The 23,759-nt window shown below is 70.8% G+C and carries 20 protein-coding genes; 4 read left to right on the forward strand and 16 right to left on the reverse strand.

Translation table 11 applies throughout. The annotated features are described in order from the left end of the window. Positions 1-383: 383 nt before the first annotated feature. The 10 genes from aroQ to DY245_RS25065 all read right to left on the reverse strand — a co-directional run bounded on the left by aroQ (position 384) and on the right by DY245_RS25065 (position 10,422). Positions 384-833, reverse strand: a complete 450-nt coding sequence (gene aroQ, locus DY245_RS25015) for a type II 3-dehydroquinate dehydratase (protein WP_128509483.1) — start codon at positions 831-833, stop codon at positions 384-386. Between the two features lie 73 nt (positions 834-906). After that, positions 907-1,998, reverse strand: a complete 1,092-nt coding sequence (gene aroB / locus DY245_RS25020) for a 3-dehydroquinate synthase (RefSeq protein WP_128509484.1) — start codon at positions 1,996-1,998, stop codon at positions 907-909. Then, on the reverse strand, positions 1,995-2,552 hold the full coding sequence (locus DY245_RS25025; RefSeq protein WP_128509485.1) for a shikimate kinase: 558 nt from the start codon (positions 2,550-2,552) through the stop codon (positions 1,995-1,997). The genes aroB and DY245_RS25025 overlap by 4 nt, the downstream gene beginning before the upstream one ends. After that, the gene (gene aroC, locus DY245_RS25030; RefSeq protein WP_128509486.1) at positions 2,549-3,733 is read right to left on the reverse strand and encodes a chorismate synthase; all 1,185 of its coding nucleotides are present in this window, start codon (positions 3,731-3,733) and stop codon (positions 2,549-2,551) included. Before aroC ends, DY245_RS25025 begins: the two co-directional genes overlap by 4 nt. Positions 3,734-3,857: 124 nt before the next feature. After that, entirely contained in the window at positions 3,858-4,685 is an 828-nt protein-coding gene (locus DY245_RS25035) for a shikimate dehydrogenase (RefSeq protein WP_128509487.1), read from the reverse strand. Then, the gene (gene mltG, locus DY245_RS25040; protein ID WP_128509488.1) at positions 4,682-6,358 is read right to left on the reverse strand and encodes an endolytic transglycosylase MltG; all 1,677 of its coding nucleotides are present in this window, start codon (positions 6,356-6,358) and stop codon (positions 4,682-4,684) included. Before mltG ends, DY245_RS25035 begins: the two co-directional genes overlap by 4 nt. 128 nt (positions 6,359-6,486) lie before the next feature. Next, a complete protein-coding gene (gene ruvX / locus DY245_RS25050; RefSeq protein WP_128509498.1) occupies positions 6,487-6,951 on the reverse strand; it encodes a Holliday junction resolvase RuvX in 465 nt (154 codons plus the stop codon). 14 nt (positions 6,952-6,965) lie between these two features. Next, positions 6,966-9,635, reverse strand: a complete 2,670-nt coding sequence (gene alaS, locus DY245_RS25055) for an alanine--tRNA ligase (RefSeq protein ID WP_128509489.1) — start codon at positions 9,633-9,635, stop codon at positions 6,966-6,968. Next, complete coding sequence (locus DY245_RS25060) at positions 9,635-9,979, reverse strand: DUF6167 family protein (protein ID WP_128509490.1); 345 nt, start codon at positions 9,977-9,979, stop codon at positions 9,635-9,637. The genes alaS and DY245_RS25060 overlap by 1 nt, the downstream gene beginning before the upstream one ends. Positions 9,980-9,987: 8 nt before the next feature. Further along, complete coding sequence (locus DY245_RS25065; protein ID WP_244943242.1) at positions 9,988-10,422, reverse strand: DUF948 domain-containing protein; 435 nt, start codon at positions 10,420-10,422, stop codon at positions 9,988-9,990. Positions 10,423-10,589: 167 nt separating this feature from the next. Between DY245_RS25065 and DY245_RS25070 the strand changes: the two genes are divergently transcribed. After that, positions 10,590-12,788 (forward strand): ATP-binding protein, encoded by a 2,199-nt coding sequence (locus DY245_RS25070; protein WP_128509491.1) that lies wholly within the window; start codon positions 10,590-10,592, stop codon positions 12,786-12,788. A 26-nt stretch (positions 12,789-12,814) separates the two neighbouring features. Here the strand turns inward: DY245_RS25070 and rpsD are convergent, their stop codons facing one another. After that, positions 12,815-13,426, reverse strand: coding sequence for a 30S ribosomal protein S4 (gene rpsD, locus DY245_RS25075; RefSeq protein ID WP_128509492.1), 612 nt, complete (start codon positions 13,424-13,426; stop codon positions 12,815-12,817). A gap of 182 nt (positions 13,427-13,608) precedes the next feature. Here rpsD and DY245_RS25080 point away from each other — a divergent pair, with 182 nt between their 5' ends. Further along, a complete protein-coding gene (locus DY245_RS25080) occupies positions 13,609-14,364 on the forward strand; it encodes a DUF2470 domain-containing protein (RefSeq protein ID WP_128509500.1) in 756 nt (251 codons plus the stop codon). 70 nt (positions 14,365-14,434) lie between these two features. On the opposite strand, the gene DY245_RS25085 is transcribed toward DY245_RS25080, so the two are convergent. From DY245_RS25085 to DY245_RS25100, 4 genes are all read right to left on the reverse strand, one after another. Further along, positions 14,435-15,811: a replication-associated recombination protein A gene (locus tag DY245_RS25085; RefSeq protein ID WP_244943243.1), complete on the reverse strand. Its 1,377-nt coding sequence runs from the start codon at positions 15,809-15,811 to the stop codon at positions 14,435-14,437. Positions 15,812-15,899: 88 nt separating this feature from the next. Beyond that, positions 15,900-16,541, reverse strand: coding sequence for a vitamin K epoxide reductase family protein (locus tag DY245_RS25090; protein WP_128509493.1), 642 nt, complete (start codon positions 16,539-16,541; stop codon positions 15,900-15,902). 234 nt (positions 16,542-16,775) lie between these two features. Next, positions 16,776-18,038 carry a histidine--tRNA ligase gene (hisS, locus tag DY245_RS25095; RefSeq protein ID WP_128509494.1) on the reverse strand — a complete coding sequence of 421 codons (1,263 nt, stop codon included), beginning with the start codon at positions 18,036-18,038 and terminating at the stop codon, positions 16,776-16,778. An 11-nt stretch (positions 18,039-18,049) separates the two neighbouring features. Beyond that, the gene (locus tag DY245_RS25100; protein WP_128509495.1) at positions 18,050-18,763 is read right to left on the reverse strand and encodes an MBL fold metallo-hydrolase; all 714 of its coding nucleotides are present in this window, start codon (positions 18,761-18,763) and stop codon (positions 18,050-18,052) included. Positions 18,764-18,923: 160 nt separating this feature from the next. Between DY245_RS25100 and DY245_RS25105 the strand changes: the two genes are divergently transcribed. Further along, positions 18,924-19,754 carry a peptidylprolyl isomerase gene (locus tag DY245_RS25105; protein WP_128509496.1) on the forward strand — a complete coding sequence of 277 codons (831 nt, stop codon included), beginning with the start codon at positions 18,924-18,926 and terminating at the stop codon, positions 19,752-19,754. A gap of 253 nt (positions 19,755-20,007) precedes the next feature. Continuing rightward, positions 20,008-21,237: a DUF349 domain-containing protein gene (locus DY245_RS25110; protein ID WP_128509497.1), complete on the forward strand. Its 1,230-nt coding sequence runs from the start codon at positions 20,008-20,010 to the stop codon at positions 21,235-21,237. A gap of 139 nt (positions 21,238-21,376) precedes the next feature. Here DY245_RS25110 and DY245_RS25115 read toward each other — a convergent pair. After that, positions 21,377-23,759, reverse strand: a 2,383-nt coding sequence (locus DY245_RS25115) for a RelA/SpoT family protein (RefSeq protein ID WP_147318370.1), incomplete at its 5' end; no start/stop codon positions are given.

A 23,759-nucleotide genomic window follows, 5' to 3' on the forward strand; every position in this document is an offset into this window, starting at 1 on the left:
GCCGGAGCCGGCGGGGGCGGGGCCGAGGGGGCCGGCGGCGAGGTGGGCGGGGTGGGCCGTCCCGGGTTGGGCGTCCAGTTCATCGCGGCCCCGGGTCCTGATGCCGGCCCGCGGGGCGGCGGCAGCGGAGCCCCCACTGCGTACTGCATCCGGTGGCTCTCCGTCTCGTGCGGTCGACGTGGTGCGTGCGCGGCGCCGGGCCGGGCTGCCCGGTGCGTCGTGCGGTAACCCACCGACCCCGAGGGGCCGTTGTGCCCCACGGCCGTCGGCGTGGGTGGTGCTGGAGCGAACGGTACCTTCCCCGCCGCGGCAGGGAGAGGCTCCCCGCCCCCGGCGCTCGATGCATGAACGACCGGGGGCGGGATCGGGTGCCCGAGGGCGCGTCAGTCGTTCAGCTCCTCGGCCAGCGCGCGGAGCGCGAGGCGGTACGAGCCGATGCCGAATCCGGCGACCGTACCGCTGGCGACCGCCGCGATGACCGAATTGTGGCGGAACTCCTCGCGCGCGTACGGGTTCGAGATGTGCACCTCGATGAGCGGGGCGGTGCGCTGGGCGGCCGCGTCCCGCATGGCGTACGAATAGTGCGTGAACGCACCGGGGTTGATGACGACCGGAATGGATCCGTCGGCGGCCTCGTGCAGCCAGCGGATCATCTCCCCCTCGTCGTTGGTCTCCCGGACCTCGGCCTCGAAGCCCAGTTCCTTGCCGAGCCGGGTGCACTCCTCGACCAGTCCGGCGTAGGAGGTGGCGCCGTAGACATCGGGCTCACGGGAGCCCAGCCGGCCGAGGTTGGGACCGTTGAGGACGAGCACCCGCCGGGTCCTGCCGCTCATGCGCAAACCTCGCTTCGCTGGGCCCGGCATTTGCCGGGCACGCACCGCTCCATTGTTCGCTCGCTACGCTCGCTCACGCCGCGATCTCCGCGTGGGCGGCGAGCAGCATCGCCGGGTCCGGGCCCTCCAGGACGGTCGGCTTGGCGAGGCCGTCCAGGACGATGAAGCGCAGCCGGTCGCCGCGGGACTTCTTGTCGACCTTCATCGTCTCCAGCAGCTTGGGCCACTGGTCGCCGCGGTAGGTCAGCGGCAGCCCGACGGACGCAAGGACGGAGCGGTGCCGGTCGGCGGTGGCGTCGTCCAGGCGGCCGGCGATCCGGCCGAGTTCGGCGGCGAAGACCATGCCGACGGAGACGGCCGCGCCGTGCCGCCAGTTGTAGCGCTCGTTCTTCTCGATGGCGTGCGCCAGGGTGTGGCCGTAGTTGAGGATCTCGCGCAGACCGGACTCCTTGAGGTCCGCGGAGACCACCTCGGCCTTGACCCGGATCGCCCGCTCGATCAGCTCGGCGGTGTGCGCGCCGTCCGGGCTCTTGGCGGCCTCCGGGTCGGACTCGATCAGGTCGAGGATCGCCGGGTCGGCGATGAAGCCGGCCTTGATGACCTCGGCCAGGCCGGAGACGTAGTCGTGGACCGGCAGCGAGTCGAGCGCGGCCAGGTCGCAGAGCACACCGGCCGGCGGGTGGAAGGCGCCGACGAGGTTCTTGCCCTCGGCGGTGTTGATGCCGGTCTTGCCGCCGACCGCCGCGTCCACCATGCCCAGGACCGTGGTCGGCACCGCGATCCAGCGCACCCCGCGCAGCCAGGTCGCGGCGACGAAGCCGGCCAGGTCGGTGGTGGCACCGCCGCCGACGCCGACGATCACATCGCTGCGGGTGAAGCCGGACTGTCCCAGCGCCTTCCAGCAGTACGCCGCAACCTCGACGGTCTTGGACTCCTCGGCGTTCGGCAGCTGGATGGCGATGGCTTCGTAGCCCTGGGAGGCGAGGTCCTCGCGCAGCGCCTCGCCGGTGGCGGCCAGCGCCTCGGGGTGCAGCACCGCGACCCGCTTGACGGTGTCGCCGATCAGGCCCGGGAGCTCACCGAGCAGCTGCCGCCCGACGAGCACCTCGTACGGGTCGGTGCCCGCCGTGCCGCCGACCTGGATACGGGTGGCCTGCTCCGTCATGCCTGTTCCTCCCTGTTGGCGGCCTGCGGGGCGTCTCCCGCGGCCTGCCGTAGCTCCAAAGCGTCCAGGATCGTGTCGACGACCTGCCCGGGGGAGCGCTCCCCCGTGTCGATCACGGCGCGCGCGACCTCGGTGTACAGCGGACGGCGCCGTTCCATCAGCTCGCGCCACTGCTTACGCGGGTTGACGGCGAGCAGCGGGCGGGGCGCGTCGAGGCCCACCCGCTTGACGGCGTCGGCGAGTTGGACGTCCAGGAAGATCACCGGCAGCCCGGTCAGCAGCTTGCGGGTGCCGTCGTCCAGGATCGCGCCGCCGCCGAGCGAGAGCACGCCCGGGTGGCTGTCCAGCGCGTCGCGTACGGCCGCCCGCTCCAGCTCGCGGAAGTGCGGCTCGCCCTCGTCGATGAAGATCTCGGCGATCGGCCGGCCGGCCGTGGCGACGATATCGGCGTCGGTGTCGCGGTAGCCGACGCCCAGCCGCTCGGCCAGCAGCGCGCCCACCGTGGACTTACCGGCGCCGGGCGGGCCGATCAGTACAACGGCCGGGGATGTCATGTGATCGCCAGGTTGTCGAGGAAGCCCTGCACATTGCGACGGGTCTCCGGCACGCTGTCGCCGCCGAACTTCTCCACCACCGCGTCCGCCAGCACGAGGGCCACCATCGCCTCGGCGACGATCCCGGCGGCCGGCACGGCGCAGACGTCCGAGCGCTGGTGGTGCGCCTTGGCCGCCTCACCCGTGCTCACATCGATGGTCGCCAGCGCCCGCGGCACCGTCGCGATCGGCTTCATCGCCGCCCGCACCCGCAACAGCTCACCGGTCGTCAGCCCGCCCTCGGTGCCACCGGAGCGGCCGGAGGTGCGCTTGATGCCCTCGTCCGTGGCCACGATCTCGTCATGCGCCTTCGAGCCCGGCACCCGCGCCAGATCGAAGCCGTCACCGACCTCGACGCCCTTGATGGCCTGGATGCCCATGAGGGCGGCGGCCAGCCGGGCGTCCAGACGCCGGTCCCAGTGGACGTGCGAGCCGAGGCCCACCGGCACGCCGTACGCCAGCACCTCGACCACACCGCCGAGGGTGTCGCCGTCCTTGTGGGCCTGGTCGATCTCGGCGACCATCGCCTTGCTCGCGTCCGCGTCCAGGCAGCGCACCGGGTCCGCGTCCAGCTTCGCCACGTCCGACGGCTTGGGGTAGACGCCGTACGGGGCCTTGGCCGCGGCCAGCTCGACGACGTGCGAGACGATCTCGATGCCGGCCGTCTCCTTGAGGAAGGAGCGGGCGATGGCGCCGAGGGCGACCCGGGCGGCGGTCTCGCGGGCGGAGGCGCGCTCCAGGATCGGGCGGGCCTCGTCGAAGCCGTACTTCTGCATCCCGGCGAGGTCGGCGTGGCCGGGGCGGGGGCGGGTCAGCGGCGCGTTACGGGCGAGTGCGGCCAGCTCCTCGGGGTCCACCGGGTCGGCCGCCATCACCTGCTCCCACTTGGGCCACTCGGTGTTGCCGACCATCACGGCCACCGGCGAGCCCAGCGACAGGCCGTGCCGCACCCCGCCCAGGAACGTGACCTCGTCCTGCTCGAACTTCATCCGGGCACCGCGGCCATAGCCGAGCCGGCGCCTGGCCAGCGCGTCCGCCACCATCTCGGTGGTGATCGGGACCCCGGCCGGAAGGCCCTCCAGCGTCGCCACGAGTGCGGGGCCGTGCGACTCCCCCGCCGTCAGCCAGCGCAACCTGCTCAACGGTGCTCCTCATGTACTGCTCATCCGCGTACGGTCTCCCCCTGATCCTCCCACGTCGCGCGGGAGGGGCGGCGCCCAGTCCAGGGTGCGGACCGGGCGCCGGGCCCGGGGCCGGTCCGGCGGATCAGCGGGCCGCGAGCGCCGCCTCGCCGGCCTTGCGCATCGCGGCCAGCGGCGCCGGCGAGCGTCCCGTCATCTGCTCCACCTGGAGGACGGCCTGGTGGACCAGCAGGTCGAGGCCGCCGACCACCGCGCCGCCACGGTCGGCCCAGGCGCCGGCCAGCGCCGTCGGCCAGGGCTCGTAGAGGACGTCGAAGAGCGTGCCGGGCCGGTCGGGGACGGCGGCGGCCAGCGCGTCGGTGGTGCCCGCCGGGGTGGTGGCGACGGTCAGCGGGGCCTCGAAGGCCGCGGCGGCGTCCTCCCAGGCGGCGGTGCGGACGGTGATCCCGAGCCGCTCGCCCCAGCCACGCATCTCGTCGGCGCGCGCGTCGCTGCGGACGTAGGCGGTCACCTCGCCGGTGCAGATACGGGAGAGCGCGGCGAGCGCCGAGGAGGCGGTGGCCCCGGCGCCCAGGATCGACGCCCGCTCGACCCGCTCCACCCCGCGCTCGCGCAGTGCGGCGAGCATGCCCGGGATGTCGGTGTTGTCGCCGAGACGGCGGCCGTCCGCCGTGAACACGACGGTGTTCACCGCCTCGACCGAGGCTGCGGTGGCGCTGATCCCGTCGAGCAGCGGGATCACCGCGCGCTTGAGCGGCATGGTCAGGGACAGCCCCGCCCACTGGGGGCCGAGTTTCTCCAGGAACCCGGGGAGCGCCGCCTCATCGACTTCGAAGCGGTCGTACGACCAGTCGCTCAGGCCCAATTCCGCGTAAGCGGCGCGATGCAGTACCGGGGAGAGCGAATGGGCGATCGGGGAGCCGAGAACCGCGGCGTGACGTGTGGGGCTCATTGCTTGGCTTTCTCGTGTTCCTTTTCGTAAATGTGGCGGTTTCGCTCGTGCTCTTCGTTCGTCTCGGCGAACAGCGTCTTTTCCGGATTGATCGAGACGAAGTAGTACCAGTTGCCCTTGGCCGGGTCGATGGCCGACTTGAGGGCGACCTCACCCGGGTTACCGATCGGTCCGGGCGGCAGGCCCTTGAACTTGTAGGTGTTGTACCGATCGTTGAAATTCCGCAGATTGTCGACGGATCCGGTGTCCAGGGTGCTCTGGGACTTGGCGTAGTTCACCGTCGAGTCGAAGTCGAGCAGACCGTATGTCTCGGTGTTGTTCGGCTTGAGACGGTTGTAGACGACGCGCGCGACCTTCACGAAGTCATGCTTGTACTTGCCCTCGGCCTGCGTGAGGCTGGCGACGGTGAGCAGCTGCAACGGCGAATTCAGACCGAGCTTCCGGGCGTTCGCCTCCAGGTCGTACTTCTCGTAGACCTGGTTGGCCCGCGCCACCATCTGCTTCAGTACCGCCGCCGGCTTGGCGTTGTCGCCGACGCTGTAGGTCGACGGGTAGAGGAATCCCTCCAGCGGGTCCTTGATACTTGAGGAGTCGTCGGCCCACGAGGGCAGCCCGAGATTCTTGGCCTGGCTCTCGGCGATGCCCTTGGTCGTGCCCGCCTTGAGGTGGAGCTTTTTGTCGATGAGCGTGTAGACCGCGCCGGCCCGCAGCCCTTCACGGATCGTGAGGCCGTTACGGCTCTTGGGGTCCAGCATCAGCTCGACGGCGGAGGCGGCCGACATCTGCTTGCGGAGTGTGTACGTACCCGCCTGCATCTTTTTCTCGCCCACCGCCTCGGTGAACGCATCGGCGCTCTTGACGACACCCTCGCGCTTGAGGATCAGGCCCATTTCCGAGACCGGTGAGCCGTCCGGAATGTCGACCTGGACCTCGCCGGATCCCTCACCCTCGTAGTCGGGGGCCGATCCGAAGTGGCTCATGAAGAAGTCATAGCCGAAATAGCCCACCGCGCCCACGGCTCCGGCGAAGACCAGGGTGACGATCAGGCAGGCGGTGCCGCTGCGGCGTTTGTTCTTCTTGCCGCGGCGCTCGCGGCCGGCCCGGCGCTGTTCGCGCGGGTCGCCGTCGTCGCGGTCGTCATCGTCGTCGCCCGCGAAGAAGGAGTGCTCCGGCTCCGGCTCGCGCGGATCCGTGTCGGCCCGCCAGTCGTCGCCGGCGCCCGGACCGTCGTCGTACGCCGGGTCCGTGTGCTGCGGAGGGTGCGGGCTCTGCTGCTGCGGGTGCGGCGCCTGCTGGTACTGCTGTTGCTGCTGCTGCTGTTGCTGCTGCTGCTGCGGCGGCGCCTGCTGGCGCAGATGCTGGGGCTGCGGCGGCGGGTAGGCGTCCGGGGTGGCGTAGTAGTCCGGGCTCGCCCCGCTGTACGGGTCGACCGGGGGCTGCTGACCGTAGGGGTCGTACGGGTCGTACGGCAGCTGTCCGCCCTGCGTGCCGTCCCAGCCCCCGTTGTACTGCTGCTGGGCGTAAGGGTCGCCCTGCTGCTGGGGATGCGGGGCGGACTGCTGTCCGTCCCACTGGGACTGCTGCGCCTGGCCTCCGTACGAACCCTGGTCTCCGTAGAGCGGGTCCTCGGGATGCCACGGTTCGGAGCCGTAGCCCCGGCCATACTCGGTCATCGATCCCCTAGAGCCGAGAGGCGGTGCGCCCCGGCCTGGCAGCGCGCTTGCTGTACGAATCCGCCTCTACTTGCACGTGCGGCTGTTCGAACCGCCGCCACGTCGCGCGGAACGTTACAGTACCGCGATCAGATGACCACTTCGACGCTCTCGCCCGGGGGTTCCCCGGAGACACGTTCGGTCTCCAGGGCGCTCTGCAGGATGACCACCGCCGCCGCCTGGTCGACCACCGAGCGGCCCTTCTTGCTCCTGACGCCGGAGGCCCGCAGCCCCTGGGTCGCGGTGACCGTCGACATCCGCTCGTCGACCAGCCGGACCCCTACGGGCGCGATGTTCTTGGCCAGCTCCTGGGCGAAGGCCCGGACCTTGGCCGCGGCCGGCCCCTCTCCCCCACTGAGGGAGCGGGGCAGGCCGACCACGACCTCAAGCGGCTCGTACTCGTCGACGATCGCCTTGAGCCGGCGGTGCGCTGACGGTACGTCACGTCCCGGCACGGTCTCCACGGGGGTGGCGAGGACCCCGTCGGGGTCGCACGAGGCGACCCCGATGCGGGCGTCCCCGACATCCACGGCGATGCGTCTGCCGCGTCGCATATCGCTCACGCGGCTCAGGCCGCCTCGGCCACGAGGCGCTCCACGGCCTCGATGGCCTCGGGCACCGCGGCGGCGTTCTGACCGCCGCCCTGGGCGACGTCCGGCTTGCCGCCGCCACCGCCACCGAGCGTCTTGGCGGCCGTACGGACCAGGTCACCGGCCTTGATACCGCGCTCGCGGGCGGCCTCGTTGGTGGCGATGACCGTCACCGGTCGGCCGTTGGTGGCCGTGAAGAGGGCCACGACGGCGGCACGGTCACCCTGGATCCGGCCACGGACGTCCAGCACCAGCTTGCGCAGGTCGTCGGCGGAGGTGCCGTCCGGGACCTGGCCGGTGACGAGCGCCACACCGCGTACGTCCTTGGCGCCGTCGGCCAGCCCGGCGGCGGCCTGGAGCACCTTCTCGGCGCGGAACTTCTCGATCTCCTTCTCAGCGTCCTTCAGCTTGGCCAGGACACCGGAGATCTTCTCCGGCAGCTCCTCCGGGCGCCCCTTGACCAGCTCGGTGAGCTGGGAGACGACGGTGTGCTCACGGGCCAGGAAGCGGTAGGCGTCCACGCCGACCAGCGCCTCGACGCGGCGTACGCCGGAGCCGATGGAGGACTCGCCGAGCAGCTTCACCAGACCCAGCTGGGCGGTGTTGTGGACGTGCGTGCCGCCGCACAGCTCCTTGGAGAAGTCGCCGATGGTCACCACGCGCACCCGGTCGCCGTACTTCTCGCCGAACTCGGCGATGGCGCCCTGCTTCTTGGCGTCCTCCATGCTCATGACCTCGGCGTGCACATCGAGCTCACGGGCCAGCACGTCGTTGATCTTCTGCTCGACATCCGTGAGGACGGTGCCGGGCACGGCGGTCGGCGAGCCGAAGTCGAAGCGGAAGCGGCCCGGGGAGTTCTCCGAACCGGCCTGGGCGGCGGTCGGGCCGAGGGCGTCGCGCAGCGCCTGGTGGGTGAGGTGGGTGGCGCTGTGGGCGCGGGCGATGGCCCGGCGGCGGGTGACGTCGATGGCGGCGTACGCGGCCGAGCCGAGCACCACCTCGCCGACCTGGACGACGCCCTTGTGGACGGTCACGCCGGGCACCGGCTGCTGGACGTCGCGGACCTCGACGACGGCGCCGGAGTCGAGCCTGATCCGGCCGGTGTCGGCGAGCTGGCCGCCGCCCTCGGCGTAGAAGGGGGTGCGGTCCAGCACGACCTCGACCTCGTCGCCCTCATGGGCGGCGGGGGCCGGGACGCCGTTGACCAGCAGGCCGACGACGGTGGACTCGCCCTCCGTGGCGCTGTAGCCGGTGAACTCCGTGGCGCCGGACTTGTCGGCCACGGCGCGGTAGGCGGACAGGTCGGCGTGGCCGCTCTTCTTGGACCGGGCGTCGGCCTTGGCGCGCTCCCGCTGCTCCTTCATCAGACGGCGGAAGCCGTCCTCGTCCACCGACAGGCCCTGCTCGGCGGCCATTTCGAGGGTGAGGTCGATCGGGAAGCCCCAGGTGTCGTGGAGCAGGAACGCCTTGTCGCCGGCCAGGACGGTGCCGCCGGCGGCCTTGGTGTCCGTGACGGCGGTGTCGAGGATGTTGGTGCCGGCCTTCAGCGTCTTGACGAAGGCGGCCTCCTCGGCGAGGGCGACCGTCTCGATGCGACGGCGGTCCTCCAGCAGCTCCGGGTACTGCTGGCCCATGGTCTTGATGACGACGTCGATCAGCTCGCCGACGACCAGATCCGTGGCGCCCAGGAGGCGCATGTTGCGGATGGCGCGGCGCATGATGCGGCGCAGGACGTAGCCGCGGCCCTCGTTGCCGGGGGTGACTCCGTCGCCGATGAGCATCGTGGCGGTGCGGATGTGGTCGGCGACGACGCGGAGCGAGACGTCGGAGTCGGCCGAGGCGCCGTAGCGGACGCCGGAGAGCTCGGTGGCCTTGTCGATGACGACGCGCAGGGTGTCCGTCTCGTACATGTTCGGGACGTTCTGCAGGATCATCGCGAGGCGTTCGAGGCCGAGGCCGGTGTCGATGTTCTTGCTGGGCAGCTCGCCGAGGATCTCGAAGTCCTCCTTGCCGGTGCCCGCACCGCGCTCGTACTGCATGAAGACCAGGTTCCAGATCTCCACGTACCGCTCGTCGTTGACGGCCGGGCCGCCCTCGACGCCGAATTCCGGGCCGCGGTCGTAGTTGATCTCGGAGCACGGGCCGCAGGGGCCCGGGACGCCCATGGACCAGTAGTTCTCCTTCTTGCCCAGCCGCTGGATGCGCTCGGCGGGCACACCGACGACCTCGCGCCAGATGCGCTCGGCCTCGTCGTCGTCGAGGTAGACGGTGATCCAGAGCTTCTCCGGGTCAAGGCCGTAGCCGCCGTCGGCCTGCGAGCTGGTCAGCAGCTCCCAGGCGTACTTGATGGCGCCTTCCTTGAAGTAATCACCGAAGGAGAAGTTGCCGCACATCTGGAAGAACGTGCCGTGCCGGGTGGTCTTGCCGACCTCTTCGATGTCCGGCGTACGGACGCACTTCTGGACGCTGGTGGCGCGCGGGGCGGGCGGCTTGACCTCGCCGAGGAAGTACGGCTTGAAGGGGACCATGCCCGCGTTGACCAGCAGCAGGGTCGGGTCGTCCGCGATGAGCGACGCCGACGGCACGACGGTGTGCCCGCGCTCCTCGAAGAAGCGCAGCCAGCGGCGGCGGATTTCAGCCGACTCCATCAGTGGTCCTCTTTTCCAGTCGGTCCGGTCAGACCGTTCGGTCCGGTTGTTCTCGTGGTTCGGTACTGCGGTTCGAGCACCGCGCGGCGCGGTGCGGGCAGCTCGCGCACCTGGTCCGGCTCGCCGAGACCGAGGGCATCGTGCAGCTGCTCTTCACGGTCCGCCATTCCGGTGCGTACGTCCAATGCAAATTGGCGCAGCCGGTGTCCGGTCTCGACGGCCTTGTCCGCGGCCTGGGCGGCGAGGCTGTCGGGCTGCAGCTTGCGCAGCTTGCGGTGGACCTTGTTGGTGGCCCACACCCCGGCGGCGGCGCCGGTGGTGAACCAGAATGCGCGGCGGAACATCGCTGTGATCAGTCCTTGGAGCGACGGTTGCGGCGCCCGCCACGGCGGGCGCCGGGCAGGGTACGGCCGACGACGACGGTGCGCTCCGGCTCCGGTGCGCCCTTCTTGCCGATCGCCCGGCGCACGCCATAGCCGAAGGCGGCGACCTTGACCAGCGGTCCGCCGAAGGCGGAGGAGACGGTCGAGGAGAGCGCGGAGGCGTTGGCGGTGACCTCTTGGACATCGGCGGCGATGGCGTCGACACGGGCCAGCTGGGTGTGCGCGGAGCGGACGGTCGCGGAGGCGTCGGCGAGGAGCGGAACGGCCTGTTCGGACACCTCGGCCACCATCTTGGTGGTCGCCTTGAGGGTCTGCGCGAGCCTCACCAGCACGAGGGCGAGGAACGACACGAGGATCGCCCAGAAGACGGCCACGAGGATCCCGGCCACCTCTCCACCGGACACGTTGGCACCACTCTCCGACTGGTTTGGTCTGGTCTCATCCTGCTCGAACGGCAGCCTTGACCTTATCGCGCCGTGACTGTCCGTCCGTACCCCGTTCCCTGTGCCGCGAACGGAAGAGGAAGGGGTGATTGTACGGTCCGCATCCTGCCGAGTACGCTCCGTGTGCCATGCGACGCTTCATGCGCCCCGGGCCCGCCTCCCGCCCCTCCCCCGAGCGTCCACGGACGCCGGGAAGGCCGGGAAATCTTCCCGCGGAACTCAACCGCTTCATCGGCCGCGACGACGAACTGGCCGTGCTGGTGCGGCAGCTGGAATCGGCCCGTCTGGTGACCCTCACCGGCCTTGGCGGGGTCGGCAAGTCACGTCTCGCCCGCCAGGGCGCAGCGATCTTGCAGGATCGCTTCTGCGAGGGGGTGTGGCTGGTTGAACTGGCCTCCCTGCGTGAGCCCCATCTGCTGGACCACGCCGTTGCCGAGGCCCTGGCGCTGGCCGACCACAGCGGCCGTCCGGTGCGCGCCGCGCTCTGCGACCACCTGGCCGGGCGGGAACTGCTGCTCGTCCTGGACGGCTATGAGCACCTGGTCGACGCCTGCGCCGACCTGACCGCCGAGCTGCTGCGCCGCGCCCCCGCACTGCGGGTTCTGGCCGCCGGCCGGCGGCCGCTGGGGATCCCCGGCGAGAGCGTCCGGCCGCTGTTGCCGATGAACGCCGCCGACGCCACCGCGCTGTTCGCCGACCGCGCCGCGTCCGTCGTCGCCGGCTTCGCCGTGGAGCCGTCCAACGAGGCCGCGGTCGCCGAGCTCTGCGAGCGCCTCGACGGCATTCCGCTCGCGCTGGAACTGGCCGCCGGCCGGCTGCGCGCGCTGTCCGTGGACCAGGTGCTGCACCGGCTCGACGACCGCTTCCGGCTGCTGACCGGCAACGCCCGCGGCACGCCGCCGCGCCACCAGACGCTGCGTACCGCGATCGGCTGGAGCCATGAGCTGTGCACGCCCGAGGAACGGCTGCTGTGGGCGCGGCTGTCGGTCTTCGCCGGGCAGTTCGATCTGGAGGCGGCCGAATACGTCTGCTCGGGCCCGGAGCTGCCGGCCGATGAACTCCTGGACGTCATCGCGGAGTTGGTCGCCCAGTCGGTACTCATGCGCGTGGAGACCACGGCCGGGGTGCGCTACCGGATGCTGGACACCGTACGGGCCTACGGGGCGGGCTGGCTGGACGCGACGCACGACGGCGACCGGCTGCGGCGCCGGCACCGCGACTGGTACCTGGGGCTGGCCACCTGGTGCGAACTGGACTGGTTCAGCTCCCGGCAGGCGGAGATCGCGGCGCGGATCGAGGCCGAGCTGCCCAATCTGCGGGTGGCGCTGGAACAGAGCCTGGAGAGCGCCGGCGATACACATCTGGGCCAGTACCTGGCGGGCACGCTGTGGTTCTACTGGGTGGGCTGCGGCCGGCTCTCGGAGGGCCGGCACTGGCTGGACCGGGCGCTGGAGCTGGAGAGCGATCATGACGATGCGCGGCTGAAGGCGCTGTGGGTGGCCGGCTATGTGGCAGTGCTCCAGGGGGACACCGTCGGCGCGCTGGGGGCGCTGCAGGAGTGCCGCGACGAGGCCGAGCGGACCGGCAACGCCACCGCGGCCGCCTATGCGCTGCACCGCACCGGCTGTCTGGCGCTGGTCTGTGACGACATGCCGCGCGCCGAGGAGCTGCTGCGCGGGGCGCTGATCCGCTACCGGGAGATCGGCGAGCTCAACAGCAATGTGCTGATGGGGCAGGTCGAGCTGGCGATGGCGGTGGCCTTCCAGGGGCGGCTGGCGGACGCGGTGCGGCTGTGCGAGGACGTGCTGGAGGTGTGCGAGGACCACGGCGAGCGCTGGACGCTGGCGTACGCCCAGTTCGTGCTGGCCTTCGCGGCGTGGTCGCGCGGAGACGGCGGGCGGGCCCGGGCGCTGCTGGAGGAGTGCCTGGCCATCGACCACACCTTCCACGATCTGCTGGGCGCGGTGCTGGCGATCGAGCTGCTGGCGCTGGTGACGCTCGGCGAGGGCGATGCGGAGGAGGCGGCGGTGCTCCAGGGCGCCGCGGGGCGGATCTGGCCGTCGGTGGGGCTGCCGCTGTTCGGCTCGCGCTACTACAACCAGCCGCACGCGCTGTGCGAGGAGCAGGCGCGGGAGCGGCTGGGGGCCGAGCGGTACGAGCGCTGTCTGCGGGCGGGCGCGCGGCTCGATCTGGATACGACGGTGGCCCGCATCCTGCGGCCCGCCGGCCAGGTGCCCGCGCAGCGCCGTACGGTGCGGATCACGCCGCCCACCACGAACGAGCCCGCCGCCTCCCCCTCCGTGAGCGGCGGGGAGACGGCGGGCTGAGCGTGGTGCTGCGCCGGCTGTGGTGCTTAGCGGGCGTAGTACTCGACGACGAGCTGCTCGTCGCAGATCACCGGGATCTCCTTGCGGTTCGGGTCCCGGTCGAGGCGGAACGCGAGAGCCGGCAGGTTGACCTCGAGGTAGCGCGGGGTCTCGCCGTCGGGGGCGTAGCCACCCTCACGCGCGACCTGGAAGGGGTGCTTCTCGCGGCTGCGCTCGCGGACCATCACGACGTCGCCGGGGCGGACGCGGAAGGACGGCTTGTCGACCTTGCGGTCGTTCACCGCGATGTGGCCGTGGACCACCATCTGGCGGGCCTGGTAAATCGTGCGGGCGATACCCGACCGCAGAACGAGCGCGTCCAGACGGCGCTCAAGCTCGATGATCAGCGCTTCGCCTGTCTTGAGGTCGACCTTCCGAGCGCGGTCGTAGGCACGCGCCATCTGGCGCTCGCTGATGTCGTACTGCGCACGCAGACGCTGCTTCTCCAGCAGACGGACCTTGTAGTCACTGCTCTGCTTGCGGCCACGGCCGTGCTCGCCGGGCGGGTAGGGACGGGCCTCGAAGTACTTGACGGCCTTCGGCGTCAGCGCGATGCCGAGCGCGCGGGACTTCTTGACCTTGGGACGCGACTGGTTCACGTGGAACGGACCTCCGTGTAAGTTAGGTGAGGCTTACCTTAGCGCGAGGAGAACGCATGTTTCGACCTGGGATCCCCCTGCCCCGTGCCCAGAGCACCGAGGCGGGTCAGCCGCGTCCCATGGATGGCGCCCGGCAGCCCACTGCCGCCGAGCGCGTACGAACCCTCGTCGAGTCCCATGGTATGGCGTCGGTGAACGTCCCCGGCGTCGAGGACCCCGACGAGACCGGCCTCTCGGCTCCCGTCTGCCGGACGGTGACACCCGACGGAGACGTGCTGTTGCTGGTTCCTGGGGACTGTGCGGCGGCCCGGGCGGCCGCACACGCGCAGGACGACGATCTGACCGCCGTGATGGAGATCACGGACGTCGCGCCGGTTTCGGTGCCCCATCGCATCCGTGGACGGGCCTGGGTGGCCGGCTGGCTGACCCCGGTACGCAACGAGCAGCGCACCGAGGCCGCGATGCTCCTCGCGGAGCGGCACCCCGTGGGCGAGCTGCTCGGTATCGGCGAGACCCTGCACCCGGACCCGGCACCGGGCATGTACGGGCGGACCGCCTGGATGATGCTGCGCCTGGAGGTCGGCGAGGGCGCGGTGGACGACCTGTGGGGCGCCGAGCCCATCGAACCCGACGACTTCGCCCACGCCGCCCCCGATCCACTGATCGCCCACGAGGCGGAGCTGCTCCAGCATCTGCACGCGGCGCACAGCGAGCAGGTGCGCGGGCTGTGCGCACTGCTGGGCGACCGCGGGGAGGTCTGCGGGCTGCGCGACCGGGCCGTGCCGGTGGGTCTGGACCGCTTCGGGCTGCGGGTCCGCTTCACGGACGCCGAGCAGCGGTCCTTCGACGCGCGCTTCGACTTCCCGGAGCCGGTGCGGGATGTGACGGAGCTGCGGCGGGCGATGCACGTCCTCTTCGAGGCCGCCGCGACGGAGTAGTCCGGCGCCGGTCAACCGGCCGCGGTACAGCGGGTGTTGACCGCCACCGGCCGGCCCCCGCGGCGGCGCCCTATTCGGCGGCGCCCTCGCCAAAGGCGCCGCGCAGCCGGGCGCGGACCCGCTCGGCGACATCGGCGTAGCGCGCCTCCGCGCCGTGCCGCGTCGGGGTGTAGTAGCGCTTGCCGTGCACCTCGTCCGGTGCGTACTGCTGGGCCGCGATGCCGCCCGGCAGGTCGTGCGGATACTGATAGCCCTGGCCGTGGCCGAGCTTCTGGGCGCCCTTGTAGTGGCTGTCGCGCAGATGGGGCGGCACCGCACCGGCCTGGCCGGCCCGGACGTCCGCCAGCGCGGCGTCGATCGCCAGATACGCGGCGTTCGACTTCGGTGCCAGAGCGAGCGCGATGGTGGCCTGGCTCAGGGTGATCCGGGCCTCCGGGAAGCCGATCATCGCCACCGCCTGGGCGGCGGCGACCGCCGTCTGCAGCGCCGTCGGATCGGCCAGACCGATGTCCTCGCTCGCCGAAATCATCAGCCGGCGGGCGATGAACCGCGGGTCCTCCCCCGCCTCGATCATGCGCGCAAGGTAGTGCAGCGCGGCATCGACGTCCGAGCCGCGGATGGACTTGATCAGCGCGCTGGCGACGTCGTAATGCTGATCGCCGTCCCGGTCGTACTTCACCGCGGCCCGGTCGACGGACTCCTCCAGCGTCCGGAGGGTGATCTCCTTCTCGCCCTTGGCCAGCGCGGAGCCGGCACCGGCCTCCAGGGCCGTCAGCGCGCGCCGGGCGTCACCGCCCGCGATACGCAGCAGATGCGCCTCGGTGTCGTCGGGGAGCGTGACCGAGCCGGCGAGGCCGCGGGCATCGGTCAGCGCGCGCTGCATCAGCCCACGCAGATCGTCGTCCGTGAGGGGTTCGAGCGTCAGCAGCAGCGAGCGGGAGAGCAGCGGCGAGATCACCGAGAAATACGGGTTCTCGGTCGTCGCGGCGATCAGGGTGACCCAGCGGTTCTCCACGGCCGGCAGCAGGGAGTCCTGCTGGGCCTTGCTGAAGCGGTGGATCTCGTCGAGGAAGAGCACGGTCTCCCGGCCGAAGCCGCCCGAGGCGCGCCGGGCACCGTCGATGACCGCGCGGACCTCCTTGACGCCGGCCGTGATGGCGGAGAGCTCCACAAAGCGCTTGTTCGTCGCCTGGCTGACGACATACGCCAGCGTCGTCTTGCCGATACCGGGCGGCCCCCACAGGAACACCGAGGACGGCCCCGCAGGGCCGCCGTCGCCCTCCCCGACAAGGCGGCGCAGGGGCGAGCCCGGCTTGAGCAGATGCTGCTGCCCCACGACCTCGTCGAGGGTGCGCGGACGCATCCGCACGGCGAGCGGAGACCCCGCGGGGTCCTTCTCCTGGCGGTCTTCGGCGGCGGCGGTGAACAGGTCGGGCTCCACGTCCATGAGCCTATGTCACCCCACTGACAACGCCCCGGCCGCCGTCATGGACGGGCCGGGGCGCCAGGGTCGTACGAGCAGGCTCAGGAGGGTCCTAGAGCAGCGTGCTCCAGTACGACCACCACTTGGTGAGGATGAGCAGCGCGATCACGCCGTACCAGAGCACCGGCACGACCCAGTGGAACTCCACCACCGTCCTGCGCAGCCCCTCGGGGGCCGGGATGATGCCGTGCTTGAGGTTGTGCGCGGTGGTGTACCAGAACATCAGGATGGTGACGCACCAGGTCAGCGTGCACCACAGGCACAGCGAGTTGATGCTGTACAGCGACTGGGCCATCAGCCACATGCAGAAGACCGTGGCGAGCCCGGTGCCGACGTTCAGTCCGATCCAGTACCAGCGGCGGAAGCGGGCGCCGGCCAGCAGGGCCATGCCGACCGCGATGACCACCCCGAAGCCGACCAGTCCGGCCATCGGGTTCGGGAAGCCGAAGACCTCAGCCTGCTTGCTCTGCATGATGTTGGTGCAGGAAATGATCGGGTTGAGGCTGCAGGCCGGGGTGAAGTTCGGGTCCCTCAGCAGCTCGAACTTGTCCAACGTGATGATCCAGGCCGCCAGGATGCCCAGCGCGCCGGTGATCACCAGGAGCAGAGCGAAGCCGCGACCCGCGCCGATGGTGCCCGAGTCGCTCGCGTGGTCGTCGTCGATGGACACGTCATCAACCGCTGTCATCGTCATATCGCCGTTCCGTCGGTCGCTTGGAGATGAGGCCGGGCGGGCCCGCAGGACCGCGGGCGCGCGCTTCATTCTGCCCCAACTGACCGACAGCCCACCGTTCGCTGCGCATAAACAGAGGGAACCCGCGCGCCTGGTGTTGACGTAAGGGGCCCGGACGGTCAACCCCCGTCCGGGCCCCTCCACGCCGTTCGATTCCGTTGACGAGCCTCCAGGAGAGCCCCTACGCGTACGGCCTCAGCCCAGCCGGCGCCGGACCTCCTCGACCATGGTGTCCAGCGCGACCGGCGTCTGCTCGCCGCTCTCCAGGTCCTTGAGCTGGACGACGCCCTCGGCCAGATCCCGCTCACCGGCCACGATCGCCAGCCGCGCGCCGGAGCGGTTGGCGGACTTCATGGCGTTCTTCAGGCCCTTGCCGCCGTACGCGAAGTCGGTGGCCACACCGGCCCGGCGCAGCTCGGTGACCGCGCCGAACAGCACCCGGCGGGCCTCCTCGCCGAGCGGCACCGCGTACACGGCGGTGGCGGCGGGGATGTCGAGCGTGATGCCCTCCGCCTCCAGCGCGAGCACCGTACGGTCGACGCCCAGCGCCCAGCCGACGGACGGCAGCGCGGGGCCGCCGATCATCTCCGAGAGGCCGTCGTAGCGGCCGCCGCCGCCGACCGCGGACTGCGAGCCGAGGCCGTCGTGGACGAACTCGAACGTGGTGCGGGTGTAGTAGTCCAGGCCGCGGACCAGCCTCTCGTCGTCCTCGAAGGCCACGCCCGCCGCGGTCAGCAGCTCGCGCACCTGCTCGTGGTACGCCTTGCAGGCCTCGCAGAGGTAGTCGCGGAGCATCGGCGCACCGGTCAGCTGCTTCTGCACCGCGTCGCGCTTGTCGTCCAGGACGCGCAGCGGGTTGATGTCGACCCGGCGCCGGGTGTCCTCGTCCAGTTCCAGCCCTCGCAGGAAGTCCTGCAGCGCGGCGCGGTAGACGGGGCGGCACTCCTTGTCGCCCAGGGAGTTCAGCAGGATGCGGAAGCTCCGCAGGCCCAGCGCGCGGTAGGCCTGGTCGGCCAGGATGATCAGCTCGGCGTCGAGCGCCGGGTCCTCGACGCCGATGGCCTCGGCACCGACCTGGGAGAAGTGGCGGTAGCGGCCCTTCTGCGGACGCTCGTAGCGGTAGTACGAGCCGGAGTACCAGAGCTTGACCGGGAGGTTGCCGGCCTTGTGGAGGTTGGCCTCCAGTGCGGCGCGCAGCACGGACGCGGTTCCCTCGGGGCGCAGCGCGAGCTTGTCGCCGCCCTTGGTCTCGAAGGCGTACATCTCCTTGGTCACGATGTCGGTGGACTCACCGACACCGCGCGCGAACAGCTCGACGTTCTCGAATCCGGGCGTCTCGATGTAGCCGTACCCGGAGTTCTTCAGCGGCGCGGCGATCGCCTCACGCACCGCGAGATAGGTGGCGGACTGCGGCGGAATCAGGTCGTACGTGCCCTTGGGGGCCTTGAAGGTGCTCACGGAAGGTCTCGTCACATTCCTCGTCGTGGAGCGGCGCTGAAGCCGTCTCCGAGGCCGGCGGCCACCTCCCGCAGGAAGGGGTTGGTGGCGCGCTCGCGGCCGATGGTGGTCTGGGGGCCGTGGCCGGACAGGACGACGGTCGAGTCCTCCAGCGGCAGGCACACACGCGCCAGCGACTGCAGGATCTCGGCGTGATCGCCGCCCGGCAGGTCGGTGCGTCCGATGGAGCCGGCGAACAGCAGGTCGCCCGAGAAGAAGACCGGCGGAATGGCAGCCTGCTCGGGCATCCTGAACGTCACCGACCCCTCGGTATGGCCCGGGGCGTGCGCGACGGAGAACTCCATCCCGGCGAGTTCCAGGGCGGCACCGTCGCTCAGCTCCTTGACGTCGTCCGGCTCACCCACCGTGAGTTCGCCCATGAGCTGCTGACCGATGGAGCGGCCGATGGCCCTCTCCGGGTCGCTCATCATGTAGCGGTCCTCGGGGTGGATCCAGGCCGGGACGTCGTGCGCGCCGCACACCGGGACGACCGAGGCCACATGGTCGATATGGCCATGGGTGAGGACGACCGCGACGGGCTTGAGCCGATGCTTTTTGACCGCGTCCTCGACTCCTTGGGCCGCCTGGTGGCCCGGGTCGATGATGACGCACTCCTCGCCGGCGGCGGGGGCGACCAAGTAGCAGTTGGTGCCCCAGGCCCCGGCGGGGAACCCGGCAATCAGCACGTTCGTCCTTAAGGATCGGTGTGGAGGGCGGACCGCAAGGCCGCTCCCGGACATCTCGGCAGCTCCAGAGCCTACCGGCGGGACTCCCGGCAGAGCGAACCCGTATACGGTACGGCCACGGCGGACGACAGCGATCGATGCTCAGACAAGGAGACGACCGGTGGTCAGCAAGGATCAGCGGCGGCGGCAACTCGCCCGGGAGAAGTTCGAGCGCCAGCAGCAACGGCGGACCGTGGCCCAGCACAAGGCCAAACGCCGCAATGTGCTCATCGCGGCCGCCGTGGCTGTAGCCGTGGCCGCCGGTGCCACCGCCTACGCCTCTACCGGACTGGCCGACGGCAACGAGGACGCCGACCGGGCAGCGGCGACCCCGACGCCCTCCAAGGCACCGGACCCGTGCGGCAGGCCCGCCAAGGGCACGCCGTCGACGAAGACCTGGAAGAAGGAGCCGGCGATGTCCATCGACACCTCGGCCTCCTACTCCGCGAAGCTGTCGACCACCTGCGGCACGCTGCAGCTGAAGCTGGACGCGGGCAAGGCGCCGCACACGGTCAACTCCTTCGCGTTCCTGGCCGGCCAGGGCTACTTCGACCACAGCACGTGCCACCGCCTGGTCGACGAGGGGATCCACGTCCTGCAGTGCGGTGACCCGAAGGGCACCGGCCAGGGCACGCCCGGCTACACCCTCCCCGACGAGAACCTCAAGGACCGGCGGCTCAAGGGCGGTGTCTATCCGGCGGGCACGGTCGCCATGGCCAACCGCTACGACGGCAAGAACGACAAGACCCGCAACTCCGGCGGCAGCCAGTTCTTCCTCGTCTACCAGGACAGCGAGCTGCCCCCGAACTACACCCCGTTCGGCACCATCACCGGCGGCATGGACGTCCTGCGCAAGATCGCCGACGCCGGCTCGACACCCGACCCTGCGACCGGCAACACCAAGCCCAACGCCACCGTCGTCATCGACAAGGCAACCGTCACCAAGTCCTGACCAGCAGGCCGGCACGGGGGCGGCGCACCGTCGCTCCCGTGTGGGAACCGCGGAATTTCGGTCGTGCTGGATGCGGACAGCCGACCGCCCGTCGCCTAGATTGGCGTTTGTGTAGGGTGCCTGCTCCGACGGCTGCCACCCGCACCCGCAAGACACCCCGTCGGACCGGCCAGGGCGCGGCTCTGCCGGACAGAAACTGTGGACGATGCCGGGGGGCCGCACGCCCCCGTCGGCATCATGTGGAGGAGGCGCTGTGAGCAGCGACCCATGGGGCCGCGTCGACGAGACGGGGACCGTGTACGTGCGTACCGCCGATGGCGAGCAGGTCGTCGGATCGTGGCAGGCGGGAACCCCCGAGGAGGCCCTCGCCTACTTCGAGCGCAAGTATGAGGGCCTGGTCGTCGAGATCGGCCTCCTCGAGCGCCGGGTCAAGACCACCGACCTGTCGGCGAAGGACGCGACGACCGCGATCGACCATCTGCGCCAGCAGGTCGACGAGCACCACGCGGTGGGCGATCTGGAAGCGCTGAAGAAGCGGCTGGACAAGCTCGTCGAAACCGTCGAGTCACGCCGCGAGGAGCGCAAGGCGCAGAAGGCCAAGCAGAGCGACGAGGCCCGGCACGCCAAAGAGAAGCTGGTCACCGAGGCCGAGGAGCTGGCGGCCAGTGAGCAGTGGCGGGCGGCCGGTGAGCGGCTGCGTGCGCTGGTCGACATCTGGAAGGGCCTGCCGCGGCTCGACCGCAAGGCGGACGACGAGCTGTGGCACCGCTTCTCGCACGCCCGCTCGGCGTTCTCCAAGCGGCGCAAGGCGCACTTCGCTTCGCTGGACGCCCAGCGCGAGGAGTCGCGCAAGGCGAAGGAGAAGCTGGTCGCCGAGGCCGAGTCGCTGTCGAACTCGACGGACTGGGGGGCCACCGCGGCCCGCTACCGCGAGCTGATGACGGAGTGGAAGGCCGCGGGCCGCGCCCAGCGCGAGCACGAGGACGATCTGTGGAACCGCTTCCGCGGCGCCCAGGACATCTTCTTCCAGGCGCGCGGCGAGATCTTCGCGGAGCGCGACGCCGAGCAGCGAGAGAATCTGACCCGCAAGGAGGAGCTGGCCGTCGAGGCCGAGAAGCTGCTCCCGATCTCGGACCTGAAGGCCGCACGGGCGGCGTTCCGGGCGATCAACGAGCGGTGGGAGGCCATCGGCCACGTCCCGCGGGACGCCCGCCCGAAGATCGAGGGCCGGATGCACGCCGTCGAGCGCGCCATCCAGGAGGCCGAGGAGGCCGAGTGGCGGCGTACGAACCCTGAGGCGCGGGCCCGCGCCGCGGGGCTGACCGGTCAGCTCCAGGACGCCGTCGACAAGCTGCAGAAGCAGATCGACACCGCCCGGGCGGCCGGCAACAACGCCAAGGCCGACAAGCTCGGCCGCGAACTGGAGGGCCGCAAGGCGCTGCTGGACCAGGCGCTCAAGGGCCTGGAGGAGTTCGGCGGCTGACTTTGCGCCTAAACCGGCGCCGCTCTCGCGGAGGTGGTTGATCGCCGTCGGGGTTCCTCAATTGATGGCTGAGGCGCCCGCTACGAAAAAGGGGCCCCGGTACGGATTCCGTGCCGGGGCCCCCTTCGTGTGTGCGGCCCTACGGCCTGCGGGCCGAGGTCACCCGATAGACGTCGTAGACGCCCTCCACACCCCGTACCGCCTTCAGCACATGCCCCAGATGCTTGGGGTCGCCCATCTCGAAGGTGAAGCGGGAGGTGGCGACGCGGTCGCGGGAGGTCTGGACGGCCGCCGAGAGGATGTTGACGTGCTGGTCGGAGAGGACCCGCGTGACGTCCGACAGGAGCCGGGAGCGGTCCAGGGCCTCGACCTGGATGGCGACCAGGAAGACCGAGGACTGGGTGGGCGCCCACTCGACGTCGAGTATCCGCTCCGGCTGCCGGGACAGCGAGTCGACGTTGACGCAGTCGGCACGGTGCACCGAGACGCCGCTGCCGCGGGTGACGAAGCCGATGATGGGGTCGCCCGGCACCGGCGTACAACAGCGGGCGAGCTTGACCCACACATCGTCGACGCCCTTGACGACCACGCCGGGGTCGGCGCTGGAGCGGCGCTTGGAGCGCGGCCGGATCGGGGTCGACTCGGCGATGTCCTCGGTGGCCTCGTCCTGGCCGCCGAGCGCCTGCACCAGCTTCTGGACGACGCTCTGCGCGGCGACATGGCCCTCGCCGATGGCGGCGTAGAGCGAGGAGATGTCCGGGTAGCGCATCTCGTGCGCGAGGGTGACCAGGGAGTCGCCGGTCAGGATCCGCTGGATGGGCAGATTCTGCTTGCGCATGGCGCGCGCGATGGCGTCCTTGCCCTGCTCGATCGCCTCGTCGCGGCGCTCCTTGGAGAACCAGCCGCGGATCTTGTTCCGGGCCCGCGGGGACTTGACGAAGCCGAGCCAGTCGCGGGACGGTCCGGCCCCCGGCGCCTTGGAGGTGAAGACCTCCACCAAGTCGCCGTTGTCCAGGGTGGATTCGAGCGGGACGAGCCGCCCGTTGACCCGCGCACCTATCGTGCGGTGGCCGACCTCGGTGTGCACCGCGTACGCGAAGTCGACGGGGGTGGCACCGGCCGGCAGCGCTATGACATCGCCCTTGGGCGTGAAGACGAAGACCTCGTTGCGGGACAGGTCGAAGCGCAGCGACTCCAGGAACTCGCCCGGGTCCTCGGTCTCCTTCTGCCAGTCGAGCAACTGCCGCAGCCAGGCCATGTCGTTGACGGTGTCCTGGCCGGCGCCCTTGCCGACGCCCCTGGGCACGTCCGTACGCACCTTGGACGTGCCGGCGACCGCCTCCTGCTTGTACTTCCAGTGGGCGGCGATGCCGTACTCGGCGCGGCGGTGCATGTCGAAGGTACGGATCTGGAGCTCAACGGGCTTGCCGCTGGGGCCGATCACGGTCGTGTGCAGCGACTGGTACATGTTGAACTTGGGCATCGCGATGTAGTCCTTGAACCGGCCGGGGACCGGATTCCATCGCGCGTGGATGGTGCCGAGGGCCGCGTAGCAGTCCCGGACCGTGTCGACGAGGACGCGGATGCCCACCAGGTCGTAGATCTCGGCGAAGTCGCGGCCTCGCACGATCATCTTCTGGTAGACGCTGTAGTAGTGCTTCGGGCGGCCGGTGACGGTGGCCTTGATGCGGGCGGCGCGCAGATCGGCCTGGACCTCGTCGGTCACTATCGCCAGATACTCGTCACGCTTGGGCGCCCGCTCGGCGACCAGCCGCACGATCTCGTCGTACATCTTGGGGTAGAGGATCGCGAAGGCGAGGTCCTCCAGCTCCCACTTGATGGTGTTCATGCCCAGGCGGTGGGCGAGCGGAGCGTAGATCTCCAGCGTCTCGCGGGCCTTCTTCTCCTGCTTCTCCCGCTTGAGGTAGCGCATGGTGCGCATGTTGTGCAGCCGGTCGGCGAGCTTGATCACCAGGACCCGGGGGTCCTTGGCCATCGCGACGACCATCTTGCGCACCGTCTCGGCCTGCGCGGCCTCGCCGAACTTGACGCGGTCGAGCTTGGTGACGCCGTCGACCAGCAGCGCGACCTGGTCGCCGAAGTCGCTCCGCAGGGTGTCCAGGCCGTATTCGGTGTCCTCGACGGTGTCGTGCAGCAGGCCGGCCATGAGGGTGGCCGGGTCCATGCCCAGCTCGGCGAGGATCGTCGTCACCGCGAGCGGGTGGGTGATGTACGGGTCGCCGCTCTTGCGCTTCTGGCCGCGGTGCCAGCGCTCGGCGACCTGATAGGCGCGCTCGATCTGGCGCAGCGTCGCGGTCTCGATCTTGGGGTCATTGCCGCGGACGGCCCGCAGCAGCGGTTCCAGGACCGGGTTGTACGGGCTGGAGCGCTGGACGCCCAGACGGGCGAGGCGGGCCCGGACACGGTTGGGGGAACCGGAGCGGCCGGCGGGAGCGGGCGGCAGCGGCTTGGGCGCGGCGGGCTGGTCGGCCTTGGCGGGCGGCTTGGGCGCCCGGGCCGGC

This window comes from Streptomyces inhibens (assembly GCF_003389455.1).
Taxonomy (GTDB): domain Bacteria; phylum Actinomycetota; class Actinomycetes; order Streptomycetales; family Streptomycetaceae; genus Streptomyces; species Streptomyces inhibens.

Excerpts from the sequence above, each read along its gene's own strand:
- aroQ (WP_128509483.1), bottom strand. The coding sequence starts at position 833 with ATGAGCGGCAGGACCCGGCGGGTGCTCGTCCTCAACGGTCCCAACCTC.
- aroB (WP_128509484.1), bottom strand. The coding sequence starts at position 1,998 with ATGACGGAGCAGGCCACCCGTATCCAGGTCGGCGGCACGGCGGGCACC.
- DY245_RS25025 (WP_128509485.1), bottom strand. The coding sequence starts at position 2,552 with ATGACATCCCCGGCCGTTGTACTGATCGGCCCGCCCGGCGCCGGTAAG.
- DY245_RS25035 (WP_128509487.1), bottom strand. The coding sequence starts at position 4,685 with ATGAGCCCCACACGTCACGCCGCGGTTCTCGGCTCCCCGATCGCCCAT.
- mltG (WP_128509488.1), bottom strand. The coding sequence starts at position 6,358 with ATGACCGAGTATGGCCGGGGCTACGGCTCCGAACCGTGGCATCCCGAG.
- ruvX (WP_128509498.1), bottom strand. The coding sequence starts at position 6,951 with ATGCGACGCGGCAGACGCATCGCCGTGGATGTCGGGGACGCCCGCATC.
- alaS (WP_128509489.1), bottom strand. The coding sequence starts at position 9,635 with ATGGAGTCGGCTGAAATCCGCCGCCGCTGGCTGCGCTTCTTCGAGGAG.
- DY245_RS25060 (WP_128509490.1), bottom strand. The coding sequence starts at position 9,979 with ATGTTCCGCCGCGCATTCTGGTTCACCACCGGCGCCGCCGCCGGGGTG.
- DY245_RS25070 (WP_128509491.1), top strand. The coding sequence starts at position 10,590 with ATGCGACGCTTCATGCGCCCCGGGCCCGCCTCCCGCCCCTCCCCCGAG.
- DY245_RS25080 (WP_128509500.1), top strand. The coding sequence starts at position 13,609 with ATGGCGTCGGTGAACGTCCCCGGCGTCGAGGACCCCGACGAGACCGGC.
- DY245_RS25085 (WP_244943243.1), bottom strand. The coding sequence starts at position 15,811 with ATGGACGTGGAGCCCGACCTGTTCACCGCCGCCGCCGAAGACCGCCAG.
- DY245_RS25090 (WP_128509493.1), bottom strand. The coding sequence starts at position 16,541 with ATGACGATGACAGCGGTTGATGACGTGTCCATCGACGACGACCACGCG.